Origin of the sequence: Pseudomonas sp. L13, assembly GCF_009935965.1 — a bacterium.
Taxonomy (GTDB): domain Bacteria; phylum Pseudomonadota; class Gammaproteobacteria; order Pseudomonadales; family Pseudomonadaceae; genus Aquipseudomonas; species Aquipseudomonas lactis.
In genome coordinates, this window is sequence record NZ_QODJ01000063.1 from 1 (window position 1) to 15082 (window position 15082).

Annotated in this window: 18 protein-coding genes and 1 pseudogene; 14 read left to right on the plus strand and 5 right to left on the minus strand. The window is 57.2% G+C overall.

What is annotated here, in order from left to right:
• Positions 1–356: 356 nt before the first annotated feature.
• On the plus strand, positions 357–1730 hold the full coding sequence (locus tag DK871_RS23900; protein WP_161906862.1) for an MFS transporter: 1374 nt from the start codon (positions 357–359) through the stop codon (positions 1728–1730).
• Between the two features lie 60 nt (positions 1731–1790).
• Here DK871_RS23900 and DK871_RS23905 read toward each other — a convergent pair whose 3' ends face one another.
• The 4 genes from DK871_RS23905 to flgA form a co-directional block, all read right to left on the minus strand.
• Positions 1791–2540 carry a flagellar brake protein gene (locus DK871_RS23905; RefSeq protein WP_161906863.1) on the minus strand — a complete coding sequence of 250 codons (750 nt, stop codon included), beginning with the start codon at positions 2538–2540 and terminating at the stop codon, positions 1791–1793.
• A gap of 96 nt (positions 2541–2636) precedes the next feature.
• A complete protein-coding gene (locus DK871_RS23910) occupies positions 2637–3107 on the minus strand; it encodes a flagellar protein FlgN (protein ID WP_003193583.1) in 471 nt (156 codons plus the stop codon).
• A gap of 48 nt (positions 3108–3155) precedes the next feature.
• Positions 3156–3479 carry a flagellar biosynthesis anti-sigma factor FlgM gene (flgM, locus tag DK871_RS23915; protein ID WP_161906864.1) on the minus strand — a complete coding sequence of 108 codons (324 nt, stop codon included), beginning with the start codon at positions 3477–3479 and terminating at the stop codon, positions 3156–3158.
• A gap of 141 nt (positions 3480–3620) precedes the next feature.
• Entirely contained in the window at positions 3621–4385 is a 765-nt protein-coding gene (flgA, locus tag DK871_RS23920; RefSeq protein WP_161906865.1) for a flagellar basal body P-ring formation chaperone FlgA, read from the minus strand.
• Positions 4386–4459: 74 nt separating this feature from the next.
• Between flgA and DK871_RS23925 the strand changes: the two genes are divergently transcribed.
• From DK871_RS23925 to DK871_RS23955, 7 genes are all read left to right on the plus strand, one after another.
• The gene (locus tag DK871_RS23925) at positions 4460–5392 is read left to right on the plus strand and encodes a chemotaxis protein CheV (protein WP_003193578.1); all 933 of its coding nucleotides are present in this window, start codon (positions 4460–4462) and stop codon (positions 5390–5392) included.
• 42 nt (positions 5393–5434) lie between these two features.
• Positions 5435–6262: a protein-glutamate O-methyltransferase CheR gene (cheR, locus tag DK871_RS23930; protein ID WP_014719581.1), complete on the plus strand. Its 828-nt coding sequence runs from the start codon at positions 5435–5437 to the stop codon at positions 6260–6262.
• A 314-nt stretch (positions 6263–6576) separates the two neighbouring features.
• Complete coding sequence (gene flgB / locus DK871_RS23935; protein ID WP_034120825.1) at positions 6577–6984, plus strand: flagellar basal body rod protein FlgB; 408 nt, start codon at positions 6577–6579, stop codon at positions 6982–6984.
• A 2-nt stretch (positions 6985–6986) separates the two neighbouring features.
• The gene (flgC, locus tag DK871_RS23940) at positions 6987–7430 is read left to right on the plus strand and encodes a flagellar basal body rod protein FlgC (RefSeq protein WP_161906866.1); all 444 of its coding nucleotides are present in this window, start codon (positions 6987–6989) and stop codon (positions 7428–7430) included.
• 16 nt (positions 7431–7446) lie between these two features.
• Positions 7447–8172 carry a flagellar hook assembly protein FlgD gene (gene flgD / locus DK871_RS23945; RefSeq protein ID WP_003193570.1) on the plus strand — a complete coding sequence of 242 codons (726 nt, stop codon included), beginning with the start codon at positions 7447–7449 and terminating at the stop codon, positions 8170–8172.
• A 31-nt stretch (positions 8173–8203) separates the two neighbouring features.
• Positions 8204–9514 (plus strand): flagellar hook protein FlgE, encoded by a 1311-nt coding sequence (gene flgE, locus DK871_RS23950; RefSeq protein WP_161906867.1) that lies wholly within the window; start codon positions 8204–8206, stop codon positions 9512–9514.
• A 177-nt stretch (positions 9515–9691) separates the two neighbouring features.
• Positions 9692–10792 (plus strand): hypothetical protein, encoded by a 1101-nt coding sequence (locus DK871_RS23955; protein ID WP_178116082.1) that lies wholly within the window; start codon positions 9692–9694, stop codon positions 10790–10792.
• Positions 10793–11042: 250 nt separating this feature from the next.
• Here the strand turns inward: DK871_RS23955 and DK871_RS23960 are convergent, their stop codons facing one another.
• Complete coding sequence (locus tag DK871_RS23960) at positions 11043–11336, minus strand: hypothetical protein (RefSeq protein ID WP_256677520.1); 294 nt, start codon at positions 11334–11336, stop codon at positions 11043–11045.
• Positions 11337–11477: 141 nt separating this feature from the next.
• Here DK871_RS23960 and DK871_RS23965 point away from each other — a divergent pair, with 141 nt between their 5' ends.
• The 6 genes and pseudogenes from DK871_RS23965 to DK871_RS23990 all read left to right on the plus strand — a co-directional run.
• Positions 11478–11900: an arsenate reductase ArsC gene (locus DK871_RS23965; RefSeq protein ID WP_161906868.1), complete on the plus strand. Its 423-nt coding sequence runs from the start codon at positions 11478–11480 to the stop codon at positions 11898–11900.
• Positions 11897–12253, plus strand: a complete 357-nt coding sequence (locus DK871_RS23970) for a metalloregulator ArsR/SmtB family transcription factor (RefSeq protein ID WP_060708143.1) — start codon at positions 11897–11899, stop codon at positions 12251–12253. The genes DK871_RS23965 and DK871_RS23970 overlap by 4 nt, the downstream gene beginning before the upstream one ends.
• Before the next feature lie 24 nt (positions 12254–12277).
• Positions 12278–13561, plus strand: a complete 1284-nt coding sequence (locus DK871_RS23975) for an arsenic transporter (protein ID WP_161906869.1) — start codon at positions 12278–12280, stop codon at positions 13559–13561.
• A gap of 16 nt (positions 13562–13577) precedes the next feature.
• Entirely contained in the window at positions 13578–14048 is a 471-nt protein-coding gene (locus DK871_RS23980) for an arsenate reductase ArsC (RefSeq protein WP_161906870.1), read from the plus strand.
• A 47-nt stretch (positions 14049–14095) separates the two neighbouring features.
• Positions 14096–14809 carry an arsenical resistance protein ArsH gene (gene arsH, locus DK871_RS23985; RefSeq protein ID WP_161906871.1) on the plus strand — a complete coding sequence of 238 codons (714 nt, stop codon included), beginning with the start codon at positions 14096–14098 and terminating at the stop codon, positions 14807–14809.
• A gap of 20 nt (positions 14810–14829) precedes the next feature.
• A pseudogene (locus DK871_RS23990) lies at positions 14830–15081 on the plus strand (ArsC/Spx/MgsR family protein); the annotation flags it as partial.
• Position 15082 lies beyond the last annotated feature (1 nt).

Sequence of the window (15082 nt, forward strand, 5' to 3'; positions counted from 1 at the left end):
TGTGAGAGTAGGTCATCGTCAAGATTAAATTCCGAAACCCCAATTGCGAAAGCAGTTGGGGTTTTGTTTTGGGCGCTTGAAAGTCGGACACCTGCGAAGCTTGTACAGTGTCCTATCGAAGTCTTTTGTGCAGATACCCTAATACGAGTCGAACCTTGCGTGTGATCAAGGTTCACAGGTGGTGCGCCGTGTATTTATCTCCACGGTTATGTACCTCACAGACACCCATGTGGCGTCTGAGCTGTGAAACAAAATAATCCCCGTAAACAGGCCCTGCCGCCTGTCCGGACTCAACCGCCCCGGACTATCATGCTGATAGCCCTACCCCTCACTGCAAGGAGCCGCTCGGAACGCCGATGCGCCAGATCTGGAAATCTTTTCGAGCCCTTTATTTCGCCTCCTTGATGATGCTGATCGGCTCCGGCCTGCTTAGTACTTATCTGGCTTTGCGTCTGGCAGCAGACAATGTCGACAGCTTGTGGGTCGGTGCGCTGATGGCTGCCAACTATTTTGGCTTGGTGCTGGGCGGCAAGCTCGGGCACCGCCTGATTGCGCGGGTCGGGCATATTCGTGCCTATGCCACCTGCGCGGGGATCGTCGGCGCAGCAGTGCTGGGTCACGGTTTGGTTGATTGGCTGCCAGCCTGGATTGTGCTGCGGATGATCGTGGGCCTGGGGATGATGTGCCAGTACATGGTTATCGAGAGTTGGCTCAATGAGCAGGCGGATGCCAAGCAGCGTGGCGTAGTGTTCAGCGGCTACATGATTGCGTCCTACCTTGGCTTGGTGCTGGGCCAACTGATCTTGGTCATGCATCCCCATCTTGGGCTTGAGCTGCTGATGCTCGTGGCGCTGTGCTTTGCGCTGTGCCTGGTCCCAGTGGCGATGACCCGGCGCATTCACCCGGCCCCACTGCACCCGGCCCCGATGGAGCCGCGCTTCTTTATCAAGCGCGTGCCGCAGTCGCTCAGCACCGTGTTGGGCGCTGGGTTGATCGTCGGTTCGTTTTACGGCTTGGCACCGCTCTACGCCTCTCAGCAGGGCCTGACGACTGAGCAAGTCGGCCTGTTCATGGGTAGCTGCATTTTTGCTGGATTGGTCGTGCAGTGGCCGCTGGGCTGGTTGTCGGACCGCTATGATCGTGCGCTGCTGATTCGCTGCTTTGCCTTGTGCCTGGCGGTGACGGCCTTGCCGTTGGCAATCATGACGCAGGTTCCGCTGGAAGTGTTGTTCGTGGCAGGCTTCTTCTGTTCGCTGGTGCAGTTCTGCCTTTACCCTTTGGCTGTGGCCTTTTCCAACGACCATGTGGAAGGCGATCGTCGGGTATCACTGACGGCCATGTTGCTGGTGACCTACGGGATCGGCGCCAGCGTGGGGCCGCTGTTGGCCGGTGTGGTGATGAAGCTATTCGGCAGCCAGATGCTCTATGCGTTTTTCAGCTTGTGTGCGTTGATCCTGGTGTGGCGCATTCGACCCAAGGCTGTGACCAACCTGCATCAGGTCGACGACGCACCGCTGCATCACGTGGCAATGCCCGACAGCATGTCCAGTTCGCCCTTGGTGGCTGCCCTTGACCCGCGGGTAGATGAGCAGGTGGTACAGGAGCAGATGCAAGTGACTGTGCCTGATCCAGAGCCTGCCTCTGAAACCGAGGAGCCGACGAGCGAAGATCTGCACGAGCCGCCAGACCCGGACGAGCATCCCCATGACTTAAGCAGGGCACGCCCCTGAACGAAAAAACGGGCAGATCCCATCAGGATCTGCCCGTTTTTTTATCTCAGCGTCTAACGCTTAAAGATCGTCGTCTTTATCGAAGCGCCGAGCTTCACGTTGTAATTGGTAGACAAAGCGCTCCACTTGGCGCTGCACCAAACCACTCATGTTGTGAAAGCGCACGCCGGCAAAGGTGGTGTTGATCTTGTCTTCGAAGTGCAGGTAGCGCAGTTCCACAGAGGTGGTCATGCTGCCGAAGGGCAGGGCAGCGATAAAGCGGTCATAGACCTGGCCCAACTGCAGCCGCTCGGAGATATCGCCTTCAAAGCGCAGTTTGCAGCCGGTTGCCGAGATATCCAGCAGCTTACCGCTGATAGGCGCCTTGAGCTTCTCGCCACCCAACTGAATGTCCACCAATTGCGCGAGCTTGAGAGCGGCGCGGAAGGCATTGCGTCGCTGATGGTAAACCACTTCGCCGGGCAGGCTGCCGCTGTAGATACGGTGGCCGCCTTTTTCGCTGATGGTCAAGGTGCCGTTGCTTTCCCAGGCAACCCGCACACCCTCATGGAAACCTTCGATACGGAAAGCTTCGCCATTCTCAAGATAGCGTTCACCGTCACGGGGAATCATTTCGTCCAGTACTAGCATCTTGCTGTCCCGGTCGATGTCCACTAGGTAGCTCTGGAAGCGCTGGCTGCGTTCATGGAAAGTGATGATCAGCGGGTCATGGCTTTCTTGCAGCATCCGCAACGTGCTGGCGATTTCCAGAGGCGTGGTGAGCACCTTGGGTGGCTGCGGTGCATCTTCCGCATTAAGGGCGTTGAACACGGTTCTTCCATCTCCAGGCAAAATACGACTACACGCAAGAACCGGCATTTTGCCAGTATGTAGCGCGCCTTGGATAGGTCACGCTGTAAACCGGCGTCAGGCTTGGCTGCGGGTGCTTGGCTTGACCAGGCGTGAGGTGGAGCCTTGGGCGTTATACAGGGCCGGAGGCTCTCCGCCGTGCAGTATGCGCAGCTGATTGGCGGTGGTGGCTTGCTGAAGCTGGATCGACTGACCGTTGAGCAGGTTGGCTTCCTGGCACTGGGCGAGCAAATGATTGAGTTCTTTGCTCTGTGCCAGCAGTTGATCGCCGACTGAGGAGTGGCTGGCCAGTTGTGCCAGGCCATCGTGGTCGGCAGGCAGGCCTAGGCTGATCAGAATCTCACTGCGCTTCTTGCCATGCTGTTCAAGCAAGACAATCAGCGATTGTTTGCGCGCCAGGATTTCTTCCAGCAAGCGCATATCCCGGCCGTACAAGGCCAGGGATTCTTCCTTAAGCAGCTCGAGCAATTGTTGCGTCGGCGCCAGATCATCAATGATCAGTTGGAGCAAATGTTCGTCGTGGTGCATGGCTGGCCTTGGGTTTTAAGCGTCCAAAAGCCCTGCGCAGGCCTTTGCCTAGCGCTCGGCTTCGAAGTTGAGCAGCTTGCTGGCTACACGGTTGCTGTCGACTTTATAGCTGCCATCGGCGATCGCCTGTTTCAACTCGGCCACGCGGGCTTTATTGACGACGGGTTGATCGCGCAGCGAGTCAGTGACCTTCTGCAACTGTTGAGCCTCATTGCTCAGGTGTACCGATTCCCCACTCTGGCTGGCGGCGGCCTGCTCTGCTTTGGCAGGCAAGGGCTGCGGCTTGGCTTCTACGCTGTCCTTGGCGTTGCCGGTGCGCGTATTGCCGGGCAAGGCCGGGGCGTTATTTAAACGACTGAAATCAATGACCATGTTGAAAAACCTCTGGGTATTTGGACGCTTGCCATGTTTTCGGCCATACCCGGGCAAACTTTAGGCTCGATTGACAATAAACCTGTTCGGCTCAATATCCAGCACACAGTGTAGGAAAAGCTGGCATTTGATTCCAGTCATCTATAACGCCACCTCGACCTGGCCTGGCGCGGTGACTCGCGCCTTGATCACGCGATTGGAGTTGAGGTTCTTGACACGGATCTGTTCGCTCATGCCTCCGTTGGACAACGCCTCGCCCGGCATCCTGACGTTCAGGCCGCCACTGCTGGCGGAAATCACCACCTGGTCACCCTTGCGAATCACCTCGGCCTGTTCCAGATGAACCAGCGTGAGGACCTGGTCGGTGACCACCGGTCGCGTGAGTTTCTGCCCGACGGCCTGGTCCAGCGACGTCAGGTAGCCCTGGTTGATCAGGCTGATGTCCCGCTCGCGCAACGCCACGTCGTCGTAGCCGATGATGCCGGTGCGCTTCAACGGCCGCGCCACCACCACTACATCGCGAAACAGCTTGACCTGAGCCGGTACGAAAACCGTCCAGGGCGAGGCGCCCTCACAGCGTACCTTTACGGTCACACGGCCGATGGGCTGGGCGGGGCTTTCCAGGGTGGCTGTCAATTCCTTGTCGCACAGTGGCATGCGCAAGCGTGGGTCCAACGGGTTGACCTGAATTTCATAACGCCCCGGCGTCTGGGTGGTCGCCAGATAATCTTCTACAGTGAACTCAAGAAAGCCTTGGGTGACGCCGATAAGTAGATCAGGCAGGGTAACGTTGTCGGCGCGGGCCGTGACGCCCAGGCCCGAGACGAGCAACGCCATCACGGCGCAGAGCAGTCTGCGGTAGCGTGAGCGGCCAGGGTGTCGGGAAACTGTCGTTTTAATATCCATACTCAGTAAATAGCAAAGCTCGTGCCGTTTAGTGTTGGGTACGCGTCGTACCCCTAGGATTTAGGAGTCTGGGCATGGCAGGTGTAATGGATTCAGTAAACCAGCGCACACAGCTGGTAGGGCAGAATCGCCTGGAGTTGTTGCTTTTCCGCCTGGATGGCAATCAGTTGTATGGCATCAACGTATTTAAAGTGCGTGAAGTGCTGCAATGTCCAAAATTGACGATCATGCCCAAGTCCAGTCCGGTAGTGTGTGGCGTGGCCAACATTCGTGGCGCGACCATTCCGATTCTTGACCTGGCAATGGCCACGGGGGCCGCGGGTTTGCAAGACCGCCAGAACCCTTTCGTGATCATCACCGAATACAACACCAAGACCCAGGGTTTCCTGGTGCGCTCGGTGGAGCGCATCGTCAATATGAATTGGGAAGAGATCCATCCGCCGCCCAAGGGCACGGGGCGCGATCACTACCTGACGGCGGTGACGCGGGTCGACAACCAGTTGGTGGAAATCATCGACGTGGAGAAGATCCTCGCCGAAGTGGCCCCTACCTCGGAAACCATCTCCGTTGGCGTGGTGGATGCCGAAACGGCACACAAGGCGGTTTCGCTGCGCGTGTTGACCGTGGACGACTCTTCCGTGGCGCGCAAGCAGGTCACACGTTGCCTGCAAACCGTCGGGGTGGAGGTGGTAGCCCTCAATGACGGCCGACAGGCCCTGGATTACCTGCGCAAGCTGGCGGACGAAGGCAAGAAGCCTGAAGAGGAATTCTTGATGATGATCTCTGACATCGAGATGCCGGAAATGGATGGCTACACGCTCACGGCCGAGATACGTAACGATCCACGCATGCAAAAATTGCATATCATCCTGCATACTTCGTTGTCGGGGGTATTCAATCAGGCAATGGTCAAGAAGGTCGGTGCGGATGACTTCCTGGCCAAATTCCGTCCTGATGACCTCGCATCCCGGGTAGTCGACCGGATCAAGGCAGCAGATCACGGCTAGGGGATGTCCCCCGGCGGTCACACGATTTAAGAGGCGGCATCATTGTCTACGGGTAATTTGGATTTCGAACAGTTCCGGGTCTTCCTGGAAAAAGCCTGTGGCATATTGCTCGGTGAAAACAAGCAGTACCTGGTATCCAGCCGCCTCAACAAGCTGATGGAACAGCAGGGCATCAAATCCCTGGGTGAGTTGGTCCAGCGGATCCAGGGTCAGCCGCGCAGTGGGCTCAAGGAAATGGTGGTCGATGCCATGACCACCAACGAAACTTTATGGTTTCGCGATACCTATCCCTTTGAAGTGCTCAAGAACAAAGTGTTGCCGGAAGCCATCAAGGCCAGCCCGGGCCAGCGCCTGCGTATCTGGTCGGCGGCCTGTTCCTCGGGGCAGGAGCCGTACTCGATCTCGATGTCCATCGATGAGTTCGAGCGGACCAACATGGGCCAGTTGAAAGCCGGCGCGCAAATTGTGGCCACGGATTTGTCCGGCACCATGCTCACCAACTGCAAGACCGGTGAGTACGACAGTCTGGCGCTGGGCCGAGGGTTGTCCCAGGAACGCCTGCAACGCTACTTCGACCCCAAAGGAGCAGGGCGTTGGGCGATCAAGGCGCCGATCAAGAACCGCGTCGAATTTCGCTCGTTCAACCTGCTCGACAGCTACGCCAGCCTGGGCAAGTTCGACATGGTGTTCTGCCGCAACGTGCTGATCTATTTCTCGGCTGAAGTGAAGAAAGACATCCTGTTGCGCATCCACGGCACCCTCAAGCGCGGAGGGTATCTGTTCCTCGGTGCTTCCGAGGCGCTCAATGGGCTGCCGGATCACTTCCAGATGGTGCAATGCAGCCCGGGGATCATCTACCAGGCCAAGTAAGCCTGGGTGTAGGCAATAAAACTGTGGGAGCCGGGCTTGCCCGCGATGGCGGTGTGTCAGTCGATGAATAGGTCGGCAGGTACTCCGCCATCGCAGGCAAGCCAGCTCCCACATGTGTTTTCTTGGCAAGCTCGAGTAAAGCGGCAAGCCCCATTGCCGCTTTACTGGCACTACGCGGAAATCGCTTGCCGCTTTTCTGGCAGAGTCGCCGGCAACTCCCCTCGAAACCCTTGATATACGGGCTCCCGCAAGATTGGCATGCACCTTGCTATAACCCTGCTAACGAACAGCAGGTCAGCCTAAAGGTCTCCGCCATGAGCATCAGCTTCGATAAAGCGCTCGGTATCCACGAACAAGCCCTGGGCTTCCGCGCCCAGCGTGCCGAAGTCCTGGCCAACAACATTGCCAACGCCGACACCCCGAACTACAAGGCTCGGGACCTGGACTTCTCCGCCGTACTCGCCGCACAACAGGACAAGACCAAGAACGGCACCTTCGCCTTGAACATGACCAACAGCCGTCATATCGAAGCGCAAGGCCTGGGAAATGGTGACGAGTCGCTGCTGTATCGCACGCCGATGCAGCCGTCGATCGACCAAAATACCGTCGACGCCCAGCTGGAGCAATCGAACTACGCCGAAAACTCGGTGAACTTTCAGGCCAGCTTCACCCTGCTCAACAGCAAATTCAAAGGGCTGATGTCAGCCCTGCGTGGAGAGTAGCCATGTCCCTGTCCAGTGTTTTCAATATTGCCGGCAGTGGCATGAGCGCGCAGACCACGCGTTTGAACACCGTCGCCAGTAACATCGCCAACGCCGAGACCGTCTCCTCAAGCATCGACCAGACGTATCGCGCCCGTCACCCGGTATTCGCCACCATGTTCCAGGCTGGCCAGGCGGGCGGCGGCGATTCGTTGTTCCAGAACCAGGACGCAGCCGGCTCCGGCGTGCAGGTGCTGGGTGTGGTCGAAGACCAGAGCAACCTGGAGGCCCGTTACGAGCCCAACCACCCGGCCGCGAACGAAAAGGGTTACGTCTACTACCCCAACGTCAACGTGGTCGAGGAAATGGCTGACATGATCTCCGCCAGTCGCTCGTTCCAGACCAACGCGGAAATGATGAACACCGCCAAAACCATGATGCAGAAGGTCCTGACCCTGGGTCAGTGATAAGGGGCGCCAAATAATGGCCATCGTTGATACGTCTAACAACACGGCGGTTCAGGACCTTTTCAACTCCAAGGTCAAGACCGCGACGAACAACAGCAGCGTCAGCGACGCTTCCAAGACGGCGACGGGCAACCAGTCGCTGGGCAAGGATGCGTTCCTGCAACTGCTCGTCACCCAACTGAAAAACCAGAACCCGCTGTCGCCCCAGGACAACGGCGCGTTCGTGGCGCAGCTCGCACAGTTCAGCAGCCTGGAAGGCATCAACACCCTGAATGACTCGGTGAACAACATCTCCAGCAACTTCAGCTCGTCGCAGGCGCTGCAGGCTTCGTCGCTGGTGGGGCGCTCGATCATCATCCAGACCGACAAGGCCATGGTGGATACCAGCAAGAGCATGACCGGTTCGGTGGCAGTAACCTCGGCGGTGGGCAATGTCTCCGTCAAGATCACCGACAAAGACGGCAATGTGGTGCGCACTGTTGACATGGGCGCCCAGAGTGCCGGTACCCAGAGCTTTATCTGGGACGGCAAGAACGACAAGGGCGAGGTCGCCCCAGCTGGCACCTACACCTTTAACGCCACCACCAAGAACGACAAAGGCGACGCAGTGGCCTTGACCACTTCGCTGCCCGCCACGGTCACCAGCGTGACCCTGAGCAAGACCGGCGGCGAAATGCTGCTCAACCTTGCAGGCGGCATGGGCAGCGTCAAGCTGTCGCAAATTCAGACTATCGGTACATAGAGCCGGCTAAATACGGCAGAGGGAGAGAAACATGTCTTTTAATATCGGCCTTAGCGGCCTCTATGCGGCCAACAAACAACTGGACGTGACCGGCAACAACATCGCCAACGTCGCGACCACTGGCTTCAAGTCATCCCGTGCGGAATTCGCCGATATCTACGCGGCTTCCAAGCTCGGCACTGGCCAGAACAGCATCGGCAACGGTGTGAACCTGGCGGCGGTGTCCCAGCAGTTCACCCAGGGCGACGTCAACGGCAGCGGCGGCATCCTCGACATGGCGATCCAGGGCGGTGGCTTCTTCGTACAGAAGGGCAGCGACGGTTCGCTGGAGTACACCCGTAGCGGCGCCTTCCGTGCGGACAAGGACGGCTACATCACCAACAACACCGGCACTTCCCGCCTGCAAGGGTATGCCGCGGACGATAATGGCAAGATCAGCAAGGGTGGCTTGGTCGACCTGCAACTGAACCTGGCGAACCTGCCGCCCAAGGCGTCCACCAAGGTCGACTCCACCAGCAACCTGAACTCCTCGGAGCCGGTGATCGACCAAGCGGCCAAGCCGTTTGATCCAACCAAGACCGACACCTTCACTACCCAGTACAGCACCACCTTGTACGACTCCCAAGGTAACGCGCACCCGATGGTGCAGTACCTGGTGAAAACCGACGGCAACAAGTGGAATGCCTATACCCTGATTGACGGTCGCAACCCTGATGGTTCGGCCCCGACCGGCACCCCTTCGACGCCACCTGTGCCGTCGACATTGACCTTTGATGGCGCTGGCAATCTGACTACCGTCGTCACCAATGGTGTGTCCGACAAGACCCTGACCGTTACCGGTTGGGTTCCCGGCAAGGTGACTGACGGCGTATGGAAGGCTAACGGTGCGGATGCCAACCCGGGCGGTATCGCCATCAACATGGCCAACATTACCCAGTACAACTCGGCTACCTACCGTAACCCGCCGGTCACCGATGGCTATGCCACCGGCCAGATCACCGGCCTGAAAATCGACGGCAGTGGCGTCCTGTTCGCCACCTTCAGTAACCAGCAGAGCAAGGCCATCGGCCAGATCTCCTTGGCCAGCTTCAACAACGAGCAGGGCCTGCAGCCAGCCGGTGCGACCACCTGGAAAGAGACCTTCGCCTCGGGCCAGCCGGGTTATGACACCCCTCAGGCCGGCACCCTGGGTTCGATCGTGGCCAACTCCCTGGAAAACTCCAACGTCAACCTGACCAACGAGTTGGTGGACCTGATCAAGGCCCAGAGCAACTATCAGGCGAACGCCAAGACCATCTCCACCCAAAGCACCATCATGCAGACCATCATTCAGATGACTTGATGCCACCGCGCTAATACCCGCACACAAAATGGCCCCTCGATCGAGGGGCTTTTTTGTGCGCGCGCGTTACTAGTTTACCGCTTGTTTCACCTCGCCTTACTGCAGGAACGCCTAGCGTCCACTACGCCACGGACGGGGCACGGGCGCCTGTCGCCCATCGATCAGCGGGAGAGAGGTATGGCGATGTACAAGCAGTGGGAAGGGGTACCAGCAGGCAGCCATTGGTTTGTCCCGAGTGATTTCAGCGCCGGTGTATACGGACGCAAAAGTCAGTCGGATGAACCCGGGGGAGGCAAGTCCTCTGATGCTGAATCGGTGAGGCATCTGCTCAATCAGTTGAGGGATGCCGAGAAAACATCCAAGAGCCAAACCGTCCAGGACCTTCGTGACAAATTGAACGAGAAGCGCGAAGAGCTGGGTGATGAGAAATTCAAGGAGATCATGCAGGAGTTGATGGCGAAGGCGGACGTCTCCTGGCTGGAGATGCTGCGCCGTCTGATGAAGGAATGGTTTCCGGAAATCGACGATACATCACCCACACCTTCGCCGCCTTCTCCTCGCCCGTCGCCAGGTGGTGGCGGTGGTGGCGGTGGTGGGGGCAGGCCAAGCCCCGGTAATTTCGGGCCCAGCGAGCCCATGAGTAATCTGCCGATTACCGAAGGTTCCAAGCACTTCAACTACAAGCCTGATCACAGTAACCCAGGGAAAAAGCCGGACAACATCTGGAGTGGATTCAGCCAGGGGCCCGATGGCAACTGCGTCACGGTGTCAGCGATAAAGGGCGCAATGATGAAGTTTGGCCAGAAACCCACCGACGTTTTCAAGGAGGTAAAAGAGACGGCAGACGGTTATCACGTGAAGATGCGCGACGGCTTCGAACTTAATCTATCCAAGGATGAATTAAAGCAAGCGGCCAGGTATGCGCAGTTCAAGGGTGACAATCCGGGCATGATGACGGATGCCAACTTCATGTTCGCAGCGAGCGCCAAGCGGGCACAGATGGAAGGGAATGGCCTGGACGACAACCCTAGTCAGTCAAAAAGAAGCTTCGCCTATGCGATGCAAAGTTTGAACAACGGCGAAATGCCCCACGAAGCATTGGATCGCCTGGGATTGAAAGGGCTATACAGGCAGTCTTCAAGCAGTGAGCTGGCGAGCGGCAAGCTCGGTGTCGTGGCCTACGATCGCCATTCGATGGCGGTCATCGACGGGCGCGTGGAGTTGTGGGGACGCAGAGGTGGCGCGCCGAAGCAGGGAATTGCGTACGCGTTTCTCTAAGGCGATAAGCAAAAAGCCCGATAAACCCTATGCAGTCGGGATCTATCGGGCTTTTTCAATCCAGTGGGTCAAGACCCCTGGACTGGCTCAGCTTACTGGCATAGTAGCCAGCTAGGATTCGTTTACTTTGTTAAAAGCCTTGCATTTCAAGGTTTTCAGAGGGATTTTCCATTAGAAATAAGAGGTGGCGCAGAGCCTCGTTGATTTACTGCATAGCCCTGCTGCTTAAAAAAGCCTGAGGCAGTTGTTGTCAGCAAATGAAATCGAGCGATTCCCTGCTCGGCGGCTTTCGCTTCAATGACCCGAAGCACCGCCACACCGACCCCTTCGATCTGAATGTCGACACTACGACCAGAGAACGCAACAACCCGTCCGTACCATGCGTTTCGAATCCTCCCCATGCGACCGTCTTGCTATCCAGTGTGAACTCAAAAAAGGTTCGGCCTGGAAGATCAATATCGTCTGCTGGAAGGTCAGCAAATTTCAGCGCATCGCGAAATCGCTGCGACTGCCCTCCGGCTGTTTCCGTGGCCTGGATCATCATATCCCCCTCCATCCTCTCATCTCCGTTATGCCGACACGCATGGAACGTTAGGGCACATGCCGAAACAGCAGACATCATATTCGCTTTACCGAATATTCGCTAAAGCGTATATTCGATTTTCCATATGCATCGAGTTCCACCATGAGCCCTGCTATCAAAGTGCTTTTCGTGTGCGTTGCCAACTCAGCCCGCTCCCTGCTTGCAGAGGCTTTGCTGCGGCACACCGACCCGCGCTTCGAGGCCTTCAGCGCAGGATCTGAACCGTCTGAGGTTGAGCCGCGCACCACTCAGGCATTGGAGGCAGTTGGAGTCGATGCAGCGGGCCTGCGCAGCAAGTCCCTCAGCGAGTTTCAAGCTGATCGATTCGATTACGTAATCACTCTTTGTGATAAACCCGCAAGCGAGTGCCTACCAATGCCCAGTGCAGGTGAAGTCATTGCCTGGGATTTTGCTGACCCAGTAACTAGCGATGATCCTGGCGCATTTCGCCATACGCTCCACGACATCCACGAGCGCCTCAAGCTCTTCGTTTTGGTCAAGACCAAACACTTGGAGGATCTATGACAGAACCCATGAACCCCACCACCTTATTCAAGTGCCTGGCGGATGACACCCGAGCGAAAATTTCGCTGCTTGTCGTGAGTGAAGGTGAGCTGTGTGTATGCGAGCTAACGGCAGCACTCGACCTGAGTCAGCCTAAGATTTCTCGTCATCTGGCCCTGTTGCGCTCTGCCGGTTTGCTTTTGGATCGTCGCCAAGGCCAGTGGGTGTATTACCGCCTGAATCCTGATTTACCCGCGTGGGTGACTGCAGTTTTGAAGGAAGTGGTAGACGCCAATCAGCAATGGCTGGAAACCGAGGCTAAGCGCCTCTGCGGCATGAACGACCGTCCGATCAACCAAGCCGTGTGTAGCTGATTCACGCCCAACCGGATTAATGAAATGCTGATTGCCGTATTGATCTTTATCGCCACCATCGTCCTTGTCATCTGGCAGCCCAAGGGGCTTGGGGTTGGCTGGAGTGCGATGTTCGGTGCCATCGTGGCGTTGCTGGCAGGCGTCGTTACCCTCGCAGACATACCGGAGGTATGGCGCATAGTCTGGAACGCTACCGGAACGTTCATCGGGGTCATTATCATTAGTCTGCTGCTTGATGAGGCAGGTTTTTTCAAGTGGGCTGCGCTGCATGTGGCCCGATGGGGAGGCGGGAGCACCCGCAAGCTGTTCGCATTTATCGTCCTGCTGGGCGCAGCGGTGTCTGCCCTGTTTGCTAATGACGGAGCAGCATTGATCCTCACACCCATTGTGATTGCGATGTTGCTGGCGCTGCGTTTTTCTCCTGCTGCTACGTTGGCATTCGTTATGGCAGCCGGTTTTATCGCCGATACGGCGAGCTTACCGCTGGTGGTTTCCAACCTGGTCAACATCGTTTCTGCCGACTACTTCGATATCGGCTTCAACGAATATGCTTCGATCATGGTGCCGGTAAACATCGTCAGCGTGGCGGCTACGTTAGCCATGCTGCTGTGGTTTTTCCGCAAAGATTTACCAAAGACTTATGACCTCAACCAACTGGACAATCCGGACGAGGCAATCCACGACCGGGCCACTTTTGTAGCCGGTTGGTGGGTGCTGGCACTACTGCTGATCGGCTTCTTTGTCATTGAGCCATTGGGGGTGCCAATCAGCGCCATTGCAGCGGTCTGTGCATTCATTCTTTACGTCATCGCGGCTCGTGGTCACGCCATCAACACACGCAAGGTGCTCAAAGAGGCGCCATGGCAGGTAGTGATCTTTTCTTTGGGTATGTACCTGGTTGTTTATGGCCTGAAGAACGCCGGCCTGACCGACCACATCGCGCAGATCCTGAACGTGTTCGCCGGTTATGGCGTTTGGGGCGCGTCCCTGGGTACAGGGCTGCTAACAGCGTTACTGTCTTCGATCATGAACAACATGCCCACCGTTCTGGTAGGCGCCTTATCCATTCATGCCGCCGAAGTCGATGGTGTTGTCCAGCAAGCGATGGTTTACGCCAACATCATCGGCTGCGACCTGGGCCCGAAGATCACCCCAATTGGGAGCTTGGCAACTCTGTTGTGGCTGCACGTGCTCGCCCGGAAAAATATAACGATCAGCTGGGGTTACTACTTCAAGACCGGGATCGTGCTGACCGTGCCCATCCTCGTCGCCACATTGTCCGCCCTGGCACTGCGCCTCAGTTTTTGAATCAAGGAATCGTCTGATGAAAGTCTTGTTCATGTGCACCCACAACAGCTGCCGCAGCATTCTGTCCGAGGCGCTTTTCAACCACTTGGCGCCCGAGGGTGTAGAAGCCGTCAGCTCAGGAAGCTTTCCCAGTGGCCGGGTGAATCAACGGGCATTGCAAACGCTGGAGGCGGCGGGTATCTCCACGGCGGGCTTGAGCAGCAAGGCTTCGGATGCTTTTGAAGGCTCATCTCCAGACATCGTGATCACTGTCTGTGACCGGGCAGCGGGTGAGGCATGCCCAATCTTCTTTGGGCCAGCTTTGAAGGCGCATTGGGGTCTGGCCGACCCGTCTGACGCTAGCGGTTCGGAAGCTGAGATCACCGCAGCTTTTGAAACCACACTCGCCAAAATTCACGAGCGCGTGAGTGCATTTCTTGGGCTGCAACTGAAGACCATCAGCGCTGAACAGTTGAAAGCTGAACTGAGCCGCATCGGTTCGCTTTAAAGATCAACCGAGGCGGCACCCAACCAGGCGCCGTCGTAGGAGTTTATATGCAAGACACATTGCCGAACGTACACGCCGACCTGATCGACATTCCGTCGCTGGAGCAACTGTCGCCTCGCACGCCTTCGCTCCATAAACCTCGCATTCTTCTGCTGTATGGATCAACGCGAGAGCGCTCATTCAGCCGTATGGTGACTCAGGAAGCAGCCCGCTTGCTGGAGGAGTTTGGCGCCGAAACCAAAATCTTTGACCCATCGGGTCTGCCGCTTCCGGATGACGCTCCCGATACACATCCCAAGGTCGCTGAGCTGCGCGAGCTGATGCAATGGTCTGAGGGACAGGTGTGGTGCTCCCCTGAGCGTCATGGCTCCATGAGCGCAGTATTCAAAGCCCAGATTGACTGGGTTCCGCTGGCGATAGGTGCTGTACGACCTACGCAAGGGAAGACCCTTGCAGTGATGCAGGTCTGCGGTGGCTCGCAATCTTTCAACGTGGTCAATCAGTTGCGGGTACTGGGCCGATGGATGCGGATGTTCACCATCCCAAACCAATCTTCTGTGGCAAAGGCATTCACCGAGTTTGACGAGGCAGGTCGTATGAAACCGTCCTCGTATTACGACCGACTGGTGGACGTGATGGAGGAGTTGATGAAGTTCACCCTGCTGTTGCGGGATCGCCAGGATTATTTGGTTGATCGGTACTCCGAGCGTAAAGAGTCCGCCGAAGAGCTTTCCAAGCGCGTCAACCAGCGCTCCATCTAATGTCAGCACGAGGATGCGATATGAGCCAGATTACGATCTACCACAACCCCGAATGCGGCACTTCTCGCAATACCTTGGCGCTGATCCGTAATAGCGGGGAAGAACCGACGGTTATCGAGTACCTGAAGCCCCCGCCTGATCGCACCACACTTGTCAGGCTCATCGGGGATATGGGTATCGGGGTGCGGGCTCTTTTGCGTATCAAAGGCACTCCGTACGAAGAGCTGGGATTGGGCGATGCATCGCTGACGGACGAACACCTCATCGATGCCT